We start from the raw sequence: 16,755 nt of genomic DNA, 5'->3' as shown, positions 1-16,755 counted from the left end.
ACGCCCCGGGCGGTGTCGGAATGGATTCCCCGGACCCGGGCGGAGCCGGGCGTGCGGGGAAGGGAGTTCCTGACTCGCCCGGCCGGGTCTCGGCCGAGCTCACAGTGGCGGGACCGCGCCGGAATCTCACCGGGCTTCCTCCCCTGTCGCCGTCTGGCGATGGCGGCCGGAGTGACCGCCGTACGCATCCTAAGCGGCGGGGGTGGGCGGGTGGGGGGCGCCCGGGATCTTGCTCTTCCCGCCGGACGGGCGGAGCGGGCCGGGTGTGCTGGGCCGGGGGCGCCACCGGGGCCGGTCCGCAGACGCCGGACAGGCCGGGATCGGTGGCCGGACTCCGGCCCCGGTCGCCGGGCGGGCCGGGGCGGCCCGTCTCAGCCCGTCCGGCGGCTGAGGACGTCCCAGCGCTCAGCCAAGCGCGGCGTGGCCGGAAAAATGGCTGGGGCTGTTCCCCCGGTCGATCCAGGGGCGGCCGTCGGCGCCAGGACCGGCCGGGGAGGCGCGCAGGCCACCGCACCGCGCGGCCGTACCGGCCGGCCCGCCCGCGCCGCAGGGCCTCAGCCGGTCCGGGGAGGCGCCTCGAACGGTCCTCGCCCCCTCCGTCCGGTCCGGGCATCGTGCCGGGCCCCGCCGAACGCGGTGTGATGGTCGGTATGCTCGCCGCCATGTCCGCATCCGCCCTTTCGCCCCGGTCCCAGGGCGCCGCCTGTGCCCGGAGCAGTGGCGATGCCTGCCCCGGCACCCTGCGGCTGCACCAGGCGGACGACGGCGCGCTCGCCCGGGTACGGATACCCGGCGGCATCCTGACCACCGCTCAGGCGGAAGCCCTGTACGAAGCCGCCGGGCGGCTCGGTGACGGCGACGTGCACCTCACCTCGCGCGGCAACGTCCAGCTCCGCGGCCTCGCCCCTGACTGCGGCCCCGAACTCGCCCCGCTGCTCGCGGGCGCCGGGCTCCTGCCCTCCGAACGCCACGAGCGCGTACGGAACATCGTCGCCTCCCCCCTCTCCGGCCTCGACGACCGTGAGTCCCCGGACCTGCGCCCCTGGCTGACCGAGCTGGACCGGCTGCTGTGCCGGAGCGAGAACGCGACCGCGCTCTCCGGCCGCTTCCTCTTCGCCCTCGACGACGGCCGCGGTGACGTGGACGCCCTCGGCGCCGACGTGACCCTCGTCGCGCACCCCCCGGCCGGCGGCAGCACCGCCCTCCTGCGGGTCGGCGCAGGCGACACCGCCCTGCGGCTGCCCGCCGCCGACGCCCCCCGCGCGGCCCTCCTGGCCGCCGAGACCTTCCTGCACGCCGCCCGGCCCTCCGGCGCCTGGCGTGTGAAGGACCTGCCCGACGACGTCCGCGACGCCCTGCCGGACCGGGTGGCGGGGCAGCTCACAGGGGCCGTCCGGACAGTGGCCCCGCGCCCGGCCGGGGCGGTCCCGCCGGCTCCCGGCCAGGTGCCGGCCGGCCGCCGCCCCGCCGTCGCGCTCTCCGCGGGCGTACCGCTGGGCCGTCTCGCCCCCGCGCAGTGGCAGTCGCTCACCGCGACCGCCCGTCGCTGCGCCGGCGAACTGCGCCTCACTCCGTGGCGCGGGGTCGTCGTCCCCGGCGCCGCCCCGGACCTGGCCCCCGCACTGCTGGCCGACCTGGCCGCGGCCGGACTGATCACCGGCCCCGCGTCCCCGTGGACGGGCGTGGGCGCCTGCATCGGACGGCCCGGCTGCGCAAGATCGCTGGCCGACGTACGGGCCGAAGCGGCGGCCTCCGTGGGGCCGCCGGGACGGCTGCCCGTCCACTGGTCGGGCTGCGAGCGCCGGTGCGGGCATCCGCACGGGGAGTGGGTCGACGTGGTCGCCACCCCCGGGGGCGGCCACCGGATCACCGTCGTACGGGACGACGGCCCCCGCGCCCCCGTCACCGTGGCGCCCGGCTCGGACTCGCTCGCCGCGGCCGTGGCGACGGCCCGTACCCCCAGCTGACCCACCCTCATCCACCCGACACAGAAAGCGAAGGCACTGTGCATCAGTACGAGAAGGACGGACCGGCGATCTACCGCCAGTCCTTCGCCACCATCCGCGCGGAGGCGGATCTGGCCGGGCTGCCCGCCGACGTCAGCCAGGTCGCCGTCCGCATGATCCACGCCTGCGGCATGGTCGACCTCGTACGCGATCTCGCCTTCTCACCGGACGCCGTGGCGCACGCCCGTGCCGCACTGCGGTCCGGCGCTCCGATCCTCTGCGACGTGGCCATGCTCGCGAGCGGTGTGACCCGCAAGCGGCTCCCCGCGGACAACGAGGTGATCTGCACGCTCTCCGACCCGGCCGTGCCGGGCCTCGCCGCCGAGCTGGGCACCACCCGCAGCGCCGCCGCCCTCGAACTGTGGCGGGACCGCATGGGCGGCGCCGTCGTCGCCGTCGGCAACGCGCCCACCGCACTCTTCCGGCTGCTGGAGATGGTCGAGGAGGGTGCCCCGCGCCCCGCCGCCGTCATAGGCATGCCGGTCGGCTTCATCGGAGCCGCCGAGTCCAAGGACGCGCTGGCCGCCCACCCGTCCGGCCTGGAGTACCTGATCGTGCGCGGCCGTCGCGGCGGCAGCGCGATCGCCGCGGCCGCCCTCAACGCCATCGCCAGCGAGGTGGAGTGACCGTGAGCACCCAGCGGAACGCGGAAGGCACGAGCGGCGCGGCGGACGCCGCGGGCTCACGGACCACCGGGCGGCTGTACGGGGTCGGGCTCGGCCCCGGCGACCCGTCGCTGATGACCCTGCGGGCCGTCCAGGTCATCGCCGAAGCCGACGTCGTGGCGTACCACAGCGCCCGGCACGGCCGCTCCATCGCCCGTTCCATCGCGGCCGAGCACATCCGTGCCGACCACATCGAGGAGGCGCTGGTCTACCCGGTCACCACGGAGACCACCGACCACCCGGGCGGCTACCGGGGCGCGCTGGAGGAGTTCTACGCCGAGGCGGCGGCCCGCCTCGCGGTGCACCTGGACGCCGGGCTCACCGTCGCCGTCCTCGCCGAGGGCGACCCGTTGTTCTACGGCTCGTACATGCACATGCACAAGCGGCTGGCGGATCGTTACGCCACCGAGGTCGTCCCCGGTGTCACCTCGGTCAGCGCCGCCGCCGCCCGCCTCGGCACCCCGCTCGTCGAGGGCGAGGAGGTGCTGACGATCCTGCCGGGCACCCTGCCCGAGGAGGAGCTGACGGCCCGTCTGGCGGCCACCGACTGCGCGGTGGTGATGAAGCTGGGCCGTACGTTCCCGGCCGTGCGCCGCGCCTTCGAGGCGTCCGGGCGGCTGCCCGACGCGCGGTACGTGGAGCGGGCGACGATGGCGGGGGAGCGCACCGGAGAGCTCGCGGACACCGACCCGGACTCGGTGCCGTACTTCGCCGTCGCGGTGCTGCCGAGCCGTGTCGACGCACCGCGCCCCGAGCGCGCGGCCGGCTCCGGCGAGGTCGTCGTGGTCGGCACCGGCCCGGCAGGACCGCTGTGGCTGACCCCGGAGACGCGCGGGGCGCTGGCCGCCGCCGACGACGTGGTCGGCTACACGACGTACCTGGACCGGGTCCCGGTCCGGCCGGGCCAGGCGCGCCACGGTTCGGACAACAAGGTCGAGTCGGAGCGCGCGGAGTTCGCCCTCGACCTGGCCGGGCGCGGCCGGCGCGTGGCCGTGGTGTCGGGCGGTGACCCGGGGGTCTTCGCGATGGCGACCGCGGTGCTGGAGGTCGCCTCGCAGGACCTGTACAAGGACATCGCGGTACGGGTGCTGCCCGGCGTGACCGCGGCCAACGCCGCCGCCGCCCGCGTGGGCGCCCCGCTCGGTCACGACTACGCCACCATCTCGCTGTCCGACCGCCTCAAGCCGTGGGAGGTCATCGCGGAGCGGCTGCGCGCGGCGGCCGCCGCGGACCTGGTGATGGCGCTCTACAACCCCGGCTCACGCACCCGGACCTGGCAGGTCGGCAAGGCCCGCGACCTGCTGCTCGAGCACCGCTCCCCGGACACGCCCGTGGTGCTGGGCCGGGACGTCGGCGGCCCGGCGGAGAGCGTCCGTACGGTGCGGCTGGCCGATCTCGACCCGGCCGAGGTCGACATGCGCACGATCCTCATCGTGGGGTCCTCGCAGACCCGGTGGGTGCGGCGGGGCGGCGGCCAGGAGATCGTCTGGACGCCTCGGCGCTATCCGGAGGCTTAGCCCGCCAGCGTCTCCCGCAGCCAGGCCACGGCCTGCTCGGGTGTGCCGGCCACCGGGACCCCTCCGGGTATCGGTGGCCGGCCGACCACGACCACCGGGATGCCGGCCTCCCTGGCGGCGGTCAGCTTGGGGGCGGTCGCGTCGCCGCCGCTGTCCTTGGTGACGAGGACGTCGATACGGTGGCGGGCGATCAGGGCCCGTTCCCCTTCGAGGGTGAAGGGGCCCCGGTCGAGCAGGACCTCCATGCGCGCGGGACACGGCGCCTCCGGGGCGTCCACCGAGCGCGTCAGGAACCACAGCTCGTCGAGTCCCGCGAAGGCGGCCAGCCCCATCCGCCCCGTCGTGAGGAAGACGCGGCGGCCCAGCGCGGGCAGGAGCTCCGCGGCGGCGGTCAGCGAGCCTGCCGGGTGCCAGCGGTCGCCCGCCACGGGCACCCACCCCGGGCGGCGCAGCGCGAGAAGAGGAACATGGGCGGTGGCGGCGGCCTCGGCCGCGTGGAAACTGATCGTCCCGGCGAAAGGATGGGTGGCGTCGATGAGGGCATCCACCCGGTGCGCCCGCAGCCAGTCGGCCAGCCCTCCGGCCCCGCCGAAGCCGCCGATCCGCACCTCGCCTGGCGGGAGTGCGGGACGGGCCACACGGCCCGCGAGCGAACTGGTCACCCGTGCCCCGGCGGGCAGGGTGTCCACCAGTGCCCCGGCGAGCCGCCGGGCTTCCGTCGTGCCTCCGAGCACGAGTACATGCAGACGCATCGGATGGTCCATCCATGAGCAGTGAGGCGAAGGGCGGGCGCGCCGCCCAACTCAAACACACCGGTCTGCGGCCCGGGTGGACGACCGGTGCCTGCGCGACCGCGGCGGCCACGGCGGCGTACACGGCGCTGCTGAGCGGTGACTTCCCCGATCCGGTGACGGTCACACTGCCCCGGGGGCAGACGCCCTCCTTCGCCCTGGCGGTGGAGGAGCTCTCCGCCGACCGGGCGATGGCCGGGGTGGTCAAGGACGCGGGCGACGACCCGGACGTGACGCACGGGGCGCTGGTACGGGCGACCGTACGCCACGCTCCGCCGGGTTCCGGGGTGGTGTTCCGGGCCGGTCCCGGCGTGGGCACGGTCACCCTGCCCGGGCTGCCCCTGGACGTGGGGGAGCCCGCCGTCAACCCGGTGCCCCGGCAGATGATGCGGGAGCACATGGCGCGGGTGGCGGCGGTCCACGGCGGCTCCGGTGACGTGGAGATCACCCTCTCCGTCGACCAGGGCGAGGAGATCGCCCGTTCCACCTGGAATCCGCGCCTGGGCATCCTGGGGGGCCTGTCGATCCTGGGGACGACGGGCGTGGTGGTGCCGTACTCCTGCTCGGCCTGGATCGACTCGATCCGCCGCGGGGTGGACGTGGCGCGGGCCGCCGGGCGTACCCATGTGGCGGGGTGCACCGGCGCCACCTCGGAGAGGACCGTGGTGGCGGAGTACGGGCTGCCGGAGATCGCCCTGCTGGACATGGGGGACTTCGCGGGCGCGGTGCTGAAGTACGTACGCAGGCACCCGGTGGACCGGCTGACGGTGTGCGGCGGGTTCGCGAAGCTGTCGAAGCTGGCGGCGGGCCATCTGGACCTGCACTCGGCACGCTCCCAGGTCGACAAGGCGTTCCTCGCGGAGCTGGCGCGGACAGGAGGCGCGGACGACGCCCTGGCGGAACGGATCGCCACCGCCAACACGGGCCTCGCGGCCCTCCAGCTGTGCGCGGCTGCGGGCGTCCCGCTGGGCGACCTGGTGGCGGTGGCGGCGCGCGACCAGGCGCTTTCGGTGCTGCGGGGGGCGCCGGTGGCGGTCGACGTCATCTGTATCGACCGCGCGGGGGCGGTGGTGGGACGCAGCGGCGTGCGGTGACCGGGGGCCGGGCGGCCACCGGTCCGGGGCGGGCCCGGAACCGCCGGTTCAGCACACGTGCCGGTCGCGCCCCGGCGAGTACAGGTGGCTGTCCCGGAACTGCTCCGCCCCCAGCGTACGGCCCACCATGATCACCGCCGTCCGGATCACCCCCGCCGCCTTCACCTGCTCCGCGATGGAGTCCAGCGGCCCCCGCAGGATCAGCTCGTCGGGCCGTGACGCCATCGCCACCACGGCCGCCGGGCAGTCCGCCCCGTAGTGCGGCAGCAGTTCCTCCACCACCCGGTCCACGTACCGCGCCGCCAGGTGCAGCACGATCAGCGCGCCGCTGCGTCCGAGCGTCGCCAGGTCCTCGCCCTCCGGCATCGCGGTCGCCCGCTGCGCGATCCGGGTCAGGATCACCGTCTGGCCGACCGTCGGCACGGTCAGCTCCCGCTTCAGCGCCGCCGCCGCCGCCGCGAACGCCGGTACCCCGGGGACCACTTCGTACGGCACGTCCGCCGCGTCCAGCCGCCGCATCTGCTCGTTGACCGCGCTGAACACCGACGGGTCGCCCGAGTGCAGCCGCGCCACGTCGTGTCCCGCCGCGTGGGCACCTACCAGCTCCGCGGTGATCTGTTCGATGTCGAGCTGCGCGGTGTCCACCAGCCGGGCGTCCGCCGGGCAGTCGTCGAGCAGTTCGCGCGGCACGAGACTGCCCGCGTACAGGCAGACGGGGCTCGCGGCGAGGAGCCGGGCGCCGCGCACCGTGATCAGGTCGGCCGCACCGGGGCCCGCGCCGATGAAGTACACGGTCATGTGTTGTCTCCTGAGCCTTCGCGCACGGATGAGTGCGTGCGTACGGATGAGTGCTTGCGTACGGACCACTGGGTCACGGGCATGGCCTGGCGCCAGCCGGTGAAGCCGCCGACCGGTACGGCATGGGCCACCGCCAGGCGTACCAGCTCCCCGCCGTGCGCCTTGTACCGCTCGGCGAGCAGGGCGTCGGACTCCAGGGTGACCGTGTTGGCGACCAGCCGGCCGCCGTCCGGCAGCGCGTCCCAGCAGGCGTCGAGCAGACCGGGGACGGTGAGTCCGCCGCCGATGAACACGGCGTCGGGCACCGGGAGTCCGGCCAGGGCGTCCGGTGCCCGGCCGGTGACGACCCGCAGACCGGGGACCCCGAGCCGGTCCGCGTTGCGGGCGATGCGCCTGGCCCGCTCCGGGTCGCGCTCCACGCTGACCGCCCGGCAGGAGGGAGCGGTCCGCATCCACTCGACGGCGATCGAACCTGAGCCGCCGCCGATGTCCCAGAGGAGTTCGCCGGGGGCGGGTGCGAGCGCGCCGAGCGTGGCGGCCCGCACGTGGCGCTTGGTGAGCTGGCCGTCGTGTTCGTACGCCTCGTCCGGCAGCCCGGGTACGGCACCGAGCCGCAGGGCGTCCGGGGCGCGCCTGCACTCCACCGCGACGACGTTCAGCGCGTCGCCCGCCGGGTGCGCCCAGGTCGCGGCGATCCCCTCCGCGCAGGACTCGTGCGCACCGCCGAGCTGTTCGAGCACCCGCATCCGGCTCGGCCCGAAGCCCTGTTCGCGCAGCAGGGCGGCCACGGCCGCGGGTGTGGCGGCGCCGGCGCTCAGGACGAGGAGCCTGCGCCCCTCGTGGAGGGCGGCGGCCAGCCGGGCGGCGGGGCGGCCGACCAGGGTGACGACCTCGGTCTCCTCCAGCGGCCAGCCGAGCCGGGCGCAGGCGTGGGAGACCGACGACGGATGGGGCAGGACCCGCAGCGCATCCGCGCCCAGCTCCTCGGTGAGGGTGCGGCCGATGCCGTAGAACATGGGGTCACCGCTGGCCAGGACGGCGACGGCGCGTCCCGCGTGGGCGGCGAACAGCCCCGGTACCGCCGGTCTGAGCGGCGAGGGCCAGGGCACCCGCCGCCCCGCACAGGCCGCCGGGAGGAGCGCGAGCTGACGCGGGGCGCCGATCAGGACGTCGGCCGCCAGGAGCACCGTACGCGAGGCGTCCGGCAGGCCCGCCCATCCGTCGGCTCCGATCCCCACGACACTCACGGCCCGCGAGGGCTGCGTGGCGGATGGTTCGGACGGCTCGGAGGGTTCGGACGGTATGGCGGGTGCGGAAGACAAGGCCGGTACCTCGGTGATCGGGGAAAGGCGCAGCCGCACTCTACTGTCAGGCCCCACCGCGCCCACCGCCCGGTGCCGGGCCCGGCCGCTCCCGGTGCCGCGAGGCCGACGGGTGATTCCCGGGAGTCCTCCGCGCGGTGCCGTGATTTCCCGCCCGGTTCCGACGTCCCCTGGGAGAGCCGTCCACCGGGGGCGGCGTCCGGACCGAGGAGAAGAACCATGAAGTACCTGGTGATGGTGGAGGGCTCGCAGGCCGACTACGACGCGATGAGCGGCAAGGGCTCCCCGCAGAGCCCGGCCTGGAGCGAGAAGGACGTGCAGGAGATGTTCGCCTTCATGCGGGGCGTCAACGACGACCTCGCCGAGACCGGCGAGCTGGTGGAGGCCCGGGGTCTGACCGAACCCGCGAGGACCCGCTTCGTCGGCGTCGGCGACGACGGGCGGACCGTGATCACGGACGGGCCGTACGGCGGGACGGAGGCACTGCTCGCCGGGTACTGGGTCCTGGACTGCGAGAGCCTGGAGAGGGTCACCGAGATCGCCGCACGCGTCGCGCGCTGCCCGCAGCCCGAGGGGGCGCCCGCCTACCCGGTGGTGATCCGGCCGGTCGACGAGGGTCCGGAAGGCGCGTCCTGAGCCCGTCGTGAGGAGTGCCGTACGAGCCGTACGACCGAGGCCGAGGACCTGCCGCGCGGGGAACCGTGGCGGTCAGCCGGCTCCCGCCCGGCGCCGGGAACCCCGCCCGAGCGCTGACCGCCCGAGCGCTGAGGAAGGGGAGCGGTGAGGCGCTGAGAGGAGCGTGGGCCATCGGCAGCAACCCGGGTCGCGGCTGTTCCCCCTCTCGTGATGATCGGGAGATGACCAAGAGCGACGACGGCAAGGACGTCACCCTGCGGATCGCCCAGCGGCCCGAGGCGGACGAGCTCCTCGGGCGCAGTCCGCTGGCCGCGCTCGTCGGCATGCTGCTGGACCAGCAGGTGCCCATGGAATGGGCGTTCACCGGCCCCTACACCCTGGCCCGGCGCATGGGCGGTGACGACCTCGACGCGCGGGACATCGCCGCGTACGACCCCGACGCCTTCACCGCGCTCTTCACCGCGAAACCCGCACTGCACCGGTATCCGGGCTCCATGGCCAAGCGCGTGCAGCAGCTCTGCCAGTACCTCGTGACGGAGTACGGCGGCGACGCGAGCGCCGTGTGGGCGGATGCCGGGACCGGCGACGAGCTGCTGGAACGGCTGAACGCACTGCCCGGCTTCGGTGCCCAGAAGGCGCGGATCTTCCTCGCGCTGCTGGGCAAGCAGTTCGGCGTACGGCCCACGGGCTGGCGGGAGGCGGCGGGTCCGTACGGCGAGGCGGGCTCCCACCGCTCGGTCGCCGACATCACCGGCCCCGAATCCCTCGCCGAGGTACGCGCGTACAAGCAGGAGGCGAAGGCAGCGGGGAAAAAGCCTGCCGCGCCCGACACCGCGCCGGAGACCGCGCCCGGGACCGCGCCCGGGAAGTAGTCCCCAGCGAGCCACACAACCGAGCACAACCGATCACAACCGAATACAGCTGGCCGCAACCGTTCCCAGATGTCACTGCGCTCGCTAGCTTTCGTGCACATCTGTTCACACCGGAAGGACTCCTGTGCACGCAACTCGTCGCAGAGCCATGGCAGTCGTGGCCGCCGCCGCACTGGCCACGCCACTCCTCCTGGGCGCGTCACCCCACCAGGCGCAGTCCTCGCACGACCCCGCCAAGGACGCGGCCAAGCTGGCGCGCACGCTGGTGAAGCGGGCGTCGGCGGACGACGCGTACCGGCACCTCCAGCGGTTCCAGGCGATAGCCGACTCGGCGGACGGCCACCGCGCGGCCGGTTCGCTGGGGCACGACGCCTCCGCCGCGTACGTCTACCAGCTGCTCCGGAAGGCCGGGTACGACGTCTCGTACGAGTCCTTCGACTTCATGTACACCGAGCCGCTCGCCGAGAAGTTCGCCGTCGTCTCGCCCACCCCCCGGGACATCGCCATCAAGGCGATGACGTACACGCGGTCCACCCCGGTCGGAGGCGTGGAGGCGGCCCTGGTCGCCGTCCCCCTCGACGGGACCACCGGCTGCGAGGCCGCGGACTACGCCTCGGCCAACTTCACCGGCAAGATCGCGCTGATCAAGCGCGGCGGCTGCTCCTTCGCACAGAAGCAGGCGACGGCGGCCACCGCCGGGGCGGCCGGGGCGGTCATCTACAACAACGTCGAGGGCGCGCTCTCCGGCACCCTGGGCGACGTCGAGTCGGGGAGGATACCCACCGGCGGGCTCAGCCTGGAGGAGGGCGAGAAGCTCGCCGCGGAGCTGGCCGGGGGCGAGGTGACGGTCTCCTTCGAGATCCGCGAGTTCCAGGAGAAGCGCACCACCCGCAACGTCGTCGCGGAGACTCCCGGCGGCAGCGCGGCGAGGACCGTGATGCTCGGCGCCCACCTGGACTCGGTCACCGAAGGCCCCGGCATCAACGACAACGGCTCCGGCTCGGCCGGCCTCCTCGAAGTCGCGCTGGAGCTGGCCGGGACGAACCGCGCCCCCGCCAACAAGGTGCGCTTCGCCTGGTGGTCGGCGGAGGAGAACGGCCTCCTGGGCTCGGAGGCGTACGTCGCCGCGCTCACCGAGAAGCAGCGGGAGCAGATCGCGCTCTACCTCAACTTCGACATGATCGCCTCGCCGAACGGCGGACAGTTCGTCTTCGACGGCGACGACTCCGACGGAGTGGGCGAGGGCGAGGGGCCCGAGGGTTCCGCGCAGCTGGAGCGTGACATCAACGACTTCCTCGACGGGCGGGGCCAGGCCCGCGAGGGCACGGACTTCACCGGCCGCTCCGACTACGGCCCGTTCATCGACGTCGGCATCCCGTCCGGCGGCACGTTCACCGGCGCCGAGGGCATCAAGACACCGGCCCAGGCGGACAGGTTCGGCGGCGAGGCGGGCACCGCGTTCGACCCCTGCTACCACGCGGCCTGCGACGACCTCGACAACCTCCACCTGGGGCTGTTCGACACGAACATCGACGTGATCGCCGACGCCGTGGGCACCTACGCCCACGACCTGCGCTCGCTGACCCGCCCGGTCCCGGCCGAGCCCACGACCGGGGAGCCCGGCAGCGGCGGCGGCCTCCGCGAGGGCCACGCGCACGGGGTCACCGAGTAGTCCCGGCCCCGCGCGGGGAACCGGCTCGCGGCGGACCCGGCGGAGCGCTCCACCTTCGGGCGTTCTGCCGGGTTCGCCCCTGCTCGCAGTCCTCGTCCCCGGCTGCGCCCGATGCCCCTTGCCCGGTAGGCTTTCCGTGTGATCTTCAAGCGCATCGGAAATGGGCGGCCATATCCCGACCACGGCCGGGAAAGCACCCGACAGTGGGCGGATGTCGCCCCGCGTCCGGTCCGCCTCGACCAGCTGGTGACCACCAAGGGGCAGCTGGACCTCGAAACCCTGCTCGCCGAGGACTCCACTTTCTACGGCGACCTGTTCGCGCATGTCGTGAAGTGGCAGGGCGACCTCTACCTGGAGGACGGGCTGCACCGCGCGGTGCGCGCGGCCCTCCAGCAGCGTCAGGTGCTGCACGCCCGCGTGCTCGACCTCGGCTGACCGCCGCGCGCAACCCCCCAGGACGCTTTTCGGGCCTTTCGGGTGCATTCCCTCCCATGTGGGTGCAATCCATTGATCATTTAGTAGGCACCATCACCAGGTCGCACTACGCTTTGCCCATGAGCATGCTCACTCCCCCCGGCATGGGCGGAAAGTACCGCGTCACGGGCAACACGTTCCCGCGCATGCGCCGTCCCCGTCACCGCCGCAGGCTCGTCCTGGCGGCCGTCGCCGCTGTGGTGGCCCTCGGCCTGGCCGGCTGGGGCACGCTGCAGCTCATCGACGTCTTCACGGGCGGCGACCGGAAGGCCGCCGCGGCCGCCCACAAGAAGAAGTGCGCCACGTCGGTGTCGAAGCAGGCGGCGCTCCCCAGGGCCCTGCCCAAGCCGGCTGGCATCAAGGTGAACGTCTACAACGCGACTCCCCGCAGCGGGCTCGCCAAGGCCGCGGCCGACGAGCTGAAGAAGCGCGGCTTCACCATCGGAAAGGTGGGCAACGCACCCGCCGCGTACGACAAGAAGGTCCCCGGCACCGGCCTCCTGCTGGGCGCTCCCACCGCCGCGAACGGCTCGTTCACGGTGCTCGGCACCCAGCTGCCCGGCAGCGCGCACCGGACGGACGCCCGCAGGACGGCGGACGTCGACCTCATCATCGGTACGAAGTTCAAGGCGTTCAGCACGCCCGCTGCCGCGGCGACCGCCCTGACCGCCCTCACGAAGCCGTCCCCGGCCCCCTCCCCCTGCTGACCCCGGACAGCCGTCGGGGCGGGCCGCGCCTCGCGCGCACCCACCCCGTACCGGCCCTGGACCGGCTCTAGCCGGCCGTGCCGTACATCCGGTCGCCCGCGTCGCCGAGCCCCGGCACGATGTAGCCGTTCTCGTTGAGCCGCTCGTCGACCGAGGCGGTGACCACGGTGACCGGCGTCCCGGCCAGCTCGCGCTCCATCACCTCGACGCCCTCGGGCGCCGCGAGCAGCACCACCGCGGTGACATCGTCCGCGCCGCGCTTGATGAGCTCCCTGATCGCCGCGACCAGCGTGCCGCCGGTGGCCAGCATGGGGTCCAGGACGTAGACCTGGCGCCCGGAGAGGTCCTCGGGCATCCGGGTCGCGTACGTCTCCGCCTGGAGCGTCTCCTCGTTGCGGATCATGCCGAGGAAGCCGACCTCGGCGGTCGGCAGGAGCCGCACCATGCCGTCGAGCATGCCGAGACCGGCGCGCAGGATCGGCACGACGAGGGGCCGGGGGTGCGTGAGCTTGACGCCGGTCGTGGCCGTCACCGGGGTCACGATGTCGACCTGTTCGGTGCGCACGTCCCTGGTGGCCTCGTAGGCGAGCAGGGTGACCAGCTCGTCGGCGAGACGCCGGAAGGTCGGGGAGTCGGTGCGCTTGTCGCGCAGCGTGGTGAGTTTGTGCGCCACCAGCGGGTGGTCGACGACATGAATGCGCATGGCGTCAACAGTAGCCGGGGCCTCCTGGCACCCTGCGCTGGCATCAACCGCCTGTTCGGAGGGAAGGTGGTGCCTCAAGGACCCAGCATTGGGGTGGTGTGTCGATGGCGGACGGCGAGCAGCCGAAACGGGCACGTGCCGCGCGTGTCCCCCCGGAGGAGCCGGGCGACGCGCCGGAGGCGACGGACACCCGGGAGAGTGAGACGTCGCGCCGCAGGCGCCGCGCCCAGTTCCTGCGCGAGCTGCACGAGGCCAAGCAGCTGCGCGACCGCGTGCAGCCCCGCAGGGCCCGTGCGGCCCGGATGCGCCAGGCGATGAGGATGCGTACGTTCCGTTGGTGACGGGCGCCTTACGGGCCGGTGGACCGCTTCCGTCGTACCGCCGCCCAGCAGGCACTCCGGCAACTGGTGGCCGACGCAACCGCCGAAGAGGTCTCGCTCAGCCGCTGTTTCTGCCACGATGCCGATTGGGCGGGCACAGAGCAGCCGGAACAGCGGCTGCCCTCCCGTCGGACCGATTCACCTATGAAAAGTGGGAGAGTCACGGTGTACTTCGCCGCACTGCTCGCGCGCACCGAAGACGGGTGGGAAGCGAGCGACACGGAGCTGGACGATGTGGAGACCCTGACCGATCTGACCGATCTGGCCCGGGACGCCTCGGTGGACGAGGACACGGTCCTCGTCTACATCGAGCAGGAGGACGCCTGGTTCGGCGTCGTCCGGGTGGACGGTGAGGAGGACCCCCGTATCTACGTCTCGGACGCGTCCGCCGCCGCCCGCTCCTCGTACGGGGAGATCCTGCTCACCGACGAACTGCTCGGCCGCGAACCGGGGGCCGGGGACGAGATCGCCGCACTGGAGGAGCTCGTCGACCTCGACGGCACCGAGGACGGCGAGCCGGAAGTGTCCGAGGACGCTGCCGTGGGCGGCCGGGCGGACCCGGCCGCCGACGACGACGTCTCCCCTCTCGACGCCGTACCGCCGGGGCCGCTCGGCGACCTCGCGCTCCTGGCCGACTTCGGTCTCGCGGAGAAGGAGCTGCTGACCCTGCGCACCGACGCGCTGGGGAGATCACGGACGCGCTCGGCGCGGCCGAGGTCATGGAGTCCGTCCGTTAGGGTCCGCGGGTGACCGCACCACCACCCCCTCCCTCCTCACCGCCTTCCCACGACCCGGTACGGGACCCGTGGCGGGCACCCATGCGCCGCGCCCTGGCCGAGGCGGCGCAGGCGGCGCTGGCCGGCGACGTGCCGGTCGGCGCCGTGGTCCTGGGCCCCGACGGCTCACCGCTCGCCACGGGCCACAACGAACGCGAGGCGACCGGCGACCCGACGGCCCACGCCGAGGTGCTCGCCATCCGCCGCGCCGCCGCCGCTCTCGGCGAGTGGCGGCTGTCCGGCTGCACCCTGGTCGTCACCCTGGAACCGTGCACGATGTGCGCGGGCGCCCTCGTCCAGTGCCGGATCGACCGGGTCGTCTACGGGGCCCGGGACGAGAAGGCCGGGGCGGCGGGTTCGCTCTGGGACGTCGTACGCGACCGCAGACTCAACCACCGGCCCGAAGTGGTCGCCGGAGTGCTGGAGGACGCCTGCTCCGCCCAGCTCACGGCCTTCTTCCGCGCCCTCTGAGAGCTGATTTCTGCTCGCGGCCGGGAATGGTCTAAGCTCTCTCTCGGTAGCGTGTCCGAGCGGCCGAAGGAGCTCGCCTCGAAAGCGAGTGTGGGGAGACTCACCGAGGGTTCAAATCCCTCCGCTACCGCTCTTACGAAGGGCCCGACGCATCGCGTCGGGCCCTTCGGGCGTTCCGGGAGGAGCAGGTCGGGGGAGGCGGCGCCGGGGGTCCCGAAGGCCGCATCTGCGTTCTGATCCGTGATCGGGAACATGCTCGGGATACGGCCATTCGTGCGGCTAGAATCGCCCGACCGTACAGGGGAGCGAACGGGAGAGGCAGGGGCTGTGGTGCAAGCGAGGAAGATCGTGCTCTACGCGGTTTCGGTCTTCGTGCTGTACACGATCATCACGTCCCCGAACGGGCCGCTGATCTTGTCCAGGTAGGGTTCGAAGGCATCGCGAGTGCCGCCCAGGGCGTCGGTGACTTCATGTCCGAGCTCATCAACTAGGAGAACCCGATGATCCGCCACCTGGTCCTGATCAAGCTGAACGAAGGCGTCGAACGGGACGAGCCGCGGGTCGTCGCCGGGGTGAAAGCCTTCCAGGAGCTCGGCGGGCAGATCTCGGAGCTGGAGTTCTGGGAGTGCGCCTGGAACATCACCGACCGGCCGATCGCGTACGACTTCGCTATCAACTCGGCGGTCGCCGATCCGGACGCCCTCACGCGCTACACCGAGCATCCGGCCCATCAGGCCGCCGCCGGACAGTGGCGGGAATTCGCCACCTGGGTGATCGCCGACTACCCGTTCTGATCTGACGCGACCCCTTGCTCCGCCTGGCCCCTCACCTCTCAGGTGAGGGGTTTTTCTATGCGTTTAAACCAACTTGTCCTCAACACGGGCATAAGCGGTGCTTGCACACAGTGGACATGTCTTGTGATGCTATGACCGCTTTTGACGGATGAGTTGACCGCAGTTGACCGCGAAGGGGTGGCGTCACCGTGCCGGCCAGTACAGCGCCTCAAGTGCCTCCCCAGAACGTCCAGACCGACGACATCCAGACCGAGACGCCCGACCCCGCCACGCCCACCAGAACCCGGGGCGCGGACACCAGGGCGCTCACGCACGTGCTGTTCGGCCGCCTCAAGGGGCTGGAGCCCGGCACCGCCGAGCACGGCAGGGTCCGCGCGGCCCTGATCGAGGCGAACCTGCCGCTCGTGCGATACGCGGCGGCCCGCTTCCGCAGCCGGAACGAACCGATGGAGGACGTCGTCCAGGTCGGCACCATCGGTCTGATCAACGCCATCGACCGCTTCGACCCGGAACGCGGCGTCCAGTTCCCGACCTTCGCGATGCCGACCGTGGTCGGTGAGATCAAGCGGTACTTCCGGGACAACGTACGGACCGTCCACGTGCCCCGGCGCCTCCACGAGCTGTGGGTCCAGGTCACCGGCGCCACCGAGGACCTGACGACCGCTCACGGCCGCTCGCCCACCACGGGCGAGATCGCCGAGCGGCTCAAGATCCCGGAGGAGGAGGTGCTCGCCTGCATCGAGGCGGGCCGCTCGTACCACGCGACCTCGCTGGAGGCCGCGCAGGAGGGCGACGGCCTGCCTGGGCTCCTGGACCGGCTCGGATATGAGGACCCCGCCCTCGCGGGCGTCGAGCACCGCGATCTCGTACGGCACCTGCTCGTACAGCTGCCCGAACGCGAGCAGCGCATCCTGCTGCTCCGCTACTACAGCAACCTGACACAGTCACAGATCAGCGCCGAGCTGGGTGTCTCGCAGATGCATGTGTCAAGGCTTCTGGCCAGAAGTTTCGCCCGACTTCGATCCGCAAACAGGATCGAGGTCTAACCGGATCGGGTAGATCGTGCCCCGTCCGTTT

At 73.2% G+C, this 16,755-nt stretch carries 18 protein-coding genes, 1 tRNA gene and 1 riboswitch; of the genes, 15 read left to right on the top strand and 4 right to left on the bottom strand.

Features of this window, described 5'->3' with window-relative positions:
- Positions 1 to 63: 63 nt before the first annotated feature.
- A riboswitch (cobalamin riboswitch) is annotated at positions 64 to 141 on the bottom strand.
- Between the two features lie 509 nt (positions 142 to 650).
- From cobG to cobJ, 3 genes are all read left to right on the top strand, one after another.
- A complete protein-coding gene (gene cobG, locus Sfulv_RS15065) occupies positions 651 to 1,967 on the top strand; it encodes a precorrin-3B synthase (RefSeq protein ID WP_173314234.1) in 1,317 nt (438 codons plus the stop codon).
- Between the two features lie 38 nt (positions 1,968 to 2,005).
- Positions 2,006 to 2,632, top strand: a complete 627-nt coding sequence (locus Sfulv_RS15060; protein ID WP_173314232.1) for a precorrin-8X methylmutase — start codon at positions 2,006 to 2,008, stop codon at positions 2,630 to 2,632.
- A gap of 74 nt (positions 2,633 to 2,706) precedes the next feature.
- Positions 2,707 to 4,188 (top strand): precorrin-3B C(17)-methyltransferase, encoded by a 1,482-nt coding sequence (cobJ, locus tag Sfulv_RS15055; RefSeq protein WP_173317878.1) that lies wholly within the window; start codon positions 2,707 to 2,709, stop codon positions 4,186 to 4,188.
- Here cobJ and Sfulv_RS15050 read toward each other — a convergent pair.
- Positions 4,185 to 4,934 (bottom strand): cobalt-precorrin-6A reductase, encoded by a 750-nt coding sequence (locus tag Sfulv_RS15050; RefSeq protein ID WP_173317880.1) that lies wholly within the window; start codon positions 4,932 to 4,934, stop codon positions 4,185 to 4,187. The two genes, cobJ and Sfulv_RS15050, sit on opposite strands and share 4 nt — an antisense overlap.
- Before the next feature lie 20 nt (positions 4,935 to 4,954).
- Here Sfulv_RS15050 and Sfulv_RS15045 point away from each other — a divergent pair, with 20 nt between their 5' ends.
- Positions 4,955 to 6,073, top strand: a complete 1,119-nt coding sequence (locus tag Sfulv_RS15045) for a cobalt-precorrin-5B (C(1))-methyltransferase (RefSeq protein ID WP_173314230.1) — start codon at positions 4,955 to 4,957, stop codon at positions 6,071 to 6,073.
- 48 nt (positions 6,074 to 6,121) lie between these two features.
- Here Sfulv_RS15045 and cobM read toward each other — a convergent pair whose 3' ends face one another.
- Complete coding sequence (gene cobM, locus Sfulv_RS15040) at positions 6,122 to 6,871, bottom strand: precorrin-4 C(11)-methyltransferase (protein WP_173314228.1); 750 nt, start codon at positions 6,869 to 6,871, stop codon at positions 6,122 to 6,124.
- Entirely contained in the window at positions 6,868 to 8,118 is a 1,251-nt protein-coding gene (cbiE, locus tag Sfulv_RS15035) for a precorrin-6y C5,15-methyltransferase (decarboxylating) subunit CbiE (RefSeq protein WP_173317876.1), read from the bottom strand. Before cbiE ends, cobM begins: the two co-directional genes overlap by 4 nt.
- Before the next feature lie 294 nt (positions 8,119 to 8,412).
- On the opposite strand from cbiE, the gene Sfulv_RS15030 reads away from it, so the two are divergent.
- The 5 genes from Sfulv_RS15030 to Sfulv_RS15010 all read left to right on the top strand — a co-directional run bounded on the left by Sfulv_RS15030 (position 8,413) and on the right by Sfulv_RS15010 (position 12,554).
- The gene (locus Sfulv_RS15030; RefSeq protein ID WP_173314226.1) at positions 8,413 to 8,829 is read left to right on the top strand and encodes a YciI family protein; all 417 of its coding nucleotides are present in this window, start codon (positions 8,413 to 8,415) and stop codon (positions 8,827 to 8,829) included.
- A 221-nt stretch (positions 8,830 to 9,050) separates the two neighbouring features.
- Positions 9,051 to 9,701, top strand: a complete 651-nt coding sequence (locus Sfulv_RS15025) for an HhH-GPD-type base excision DNA repair protein (RefSeq protein ID WP_173314224.1) — start codon at positions 9,051 to 9,053, stop codon at positions 9,699 to 9,701.
- Between the two features lie 148 nt (positions 9,702 to 9,849).
- Positions 9,850 to 11,373, top strand: a complete 1,524-nt coding sequence (locus Sfulv_RS15020; RefSeq protein ID WP_173317874.1) for a M28 family peptidase — start codon at positions 9,850 to 9,852, stop codon at positions 11,371 to 11,373.
- A 138-nt stretch (positions 11,374 to 11,511) separates the two neighbouring features.
- Positions 11,512 to 11,808 (top strand): type II toxin-antitoxin system VapB family antitoxin, encoded by a 297-nt coding sequence (locus Sfulv_RS15015; protein ID WP_096626547.1) that lies wholly within the window; start codon positions 11,512 to 11,514, stop codon positions 11,806 to 11,808.
- 143 nt (positions 11,809 to 11,951) lie between these two features.
- On the top strand, positions 11,952 to 12,554 hold the full coding sequence (locus Sfulv_RS15010; protein WP_173317872.1) for a LytR C-terminal domain-containing protein: 603 nt from the start codon (positions 11,952 to 11,954) through the stop codon (positions 12,552 to 12,554).
- Between the two features lie 67 nt (positions 12,555 to 12,621).
- Here the strand turns inward: Sfulv_RS15010 and upp are convergent, their stop codons facing one another.
- On the bottom strand, positions 12,622 to 13,257 hold the full coding sequence (gene upp, locus Sfulv_RS15005; RefSeq protein ID WP_173314222.1) for a uracil phosphoribosyltransferase: 636 nt from the start codon (positions 13,255 to 13,257) through the stop codon (positions 12,622 to 12,624).
- 104 nt (positions 13,258 to 13,361) lie between these two features.
- On the opposite strand from upp, the gene Sfulv_RS15000 reads away from it, so the two are divergent.
- The 6 genes from Sfulv_RS15000 to Sfulv_RS14975 all read left to right on the top strand — a co-directional run bounded on the left by Sfulv_RS15000 (position 13,362) and on the right by Sfulv_RS14975 (position 16,724).
- Positions 13,362 to 13,598 carry a hypothetical protein gene (locus tag Sfulv_RS15000; protein WP_173314220.1) on the top strand — a complete coding sequence of 79 codons (237 nt, stop codon included), beginning with the start codon at positions 13,362 to 13,364 and terminating at the stop codon, positions 13,596 to 13,598.
- Between the two features lie 204 nt (positions 13,599 to 13,802).
- Positions 13,803 to 14,387 (top strand): tRNA adenosine deaminase-associated protein, encoded by a 585-nt coding sequence (locus Sfulv_RS14995; protein WP_371874719.1) that lies wholly within the window; start codon positions 13,803 to 13,805, stop codon positions 14,385 to 14,387.
- Positions 14,388 to 14,455: 68 nt separating this feature from the next.
- Positions 14,456 to 14,884 carry a tRNA adenosine(34) deaminase TadA gene (gene tadA, locus Sfulv_RS14990; RefSeq protein WP_173317870.1) on the top strand — a complete coding sequence of 143 codons (429 nt, stop codon included), beginning with the start codon at positions 14,456 to 14,458 and terminating at the stop codon, positions 14,882 to 14,884.
- Between the two features lie 45 nt (positions 14,885 to 14,929).
- A tRNA-Ser gene (locus Sfulv_RS14985) sits at positions 14,930 to 15,014 on the top strand.
- Between the two features lie 370 nt (positions 15,015 to 15,384).
- Positions 15,385 to 15,678, top strand: a complete 294-nt coding sequence (locus Sfulv_RS14980; RefSeq protein WP_173314219.1) for a Dabb family protein — start codon at positions 15,385 to 15,387, stop codon at positions 15,676 to 15,678.
- A gap of 188 nt (positions 15,679 to 15,866) precedes the next feature.
- Complete coding sequence (locus Sfulv_RS14975) at positions 15,867 to 16,724, top strand: RNA polymerase sigma factor SigF (protein ID WP_173314216.1); 858 nt, start codon at positions 15,867 to 15,869, stop codon at positions 16,722 to 16,724.
- Positions 16,725 to 16,755: the final 31 nt, after the last annotated feature.

The organism is Streptomyces fulvorobeus (assembly GCF_013167895.1).
Classification (GTDB): domain Bacteria; phylum Actinomycetota; class Actinomycetes; order Streptomycetales; family Streptomycetaceae; genus Streptomyces; species Streptomyces fulvorobeus.
This window is presented reverse-complemented; position numbering and strand designations above follow the sequence as displayed.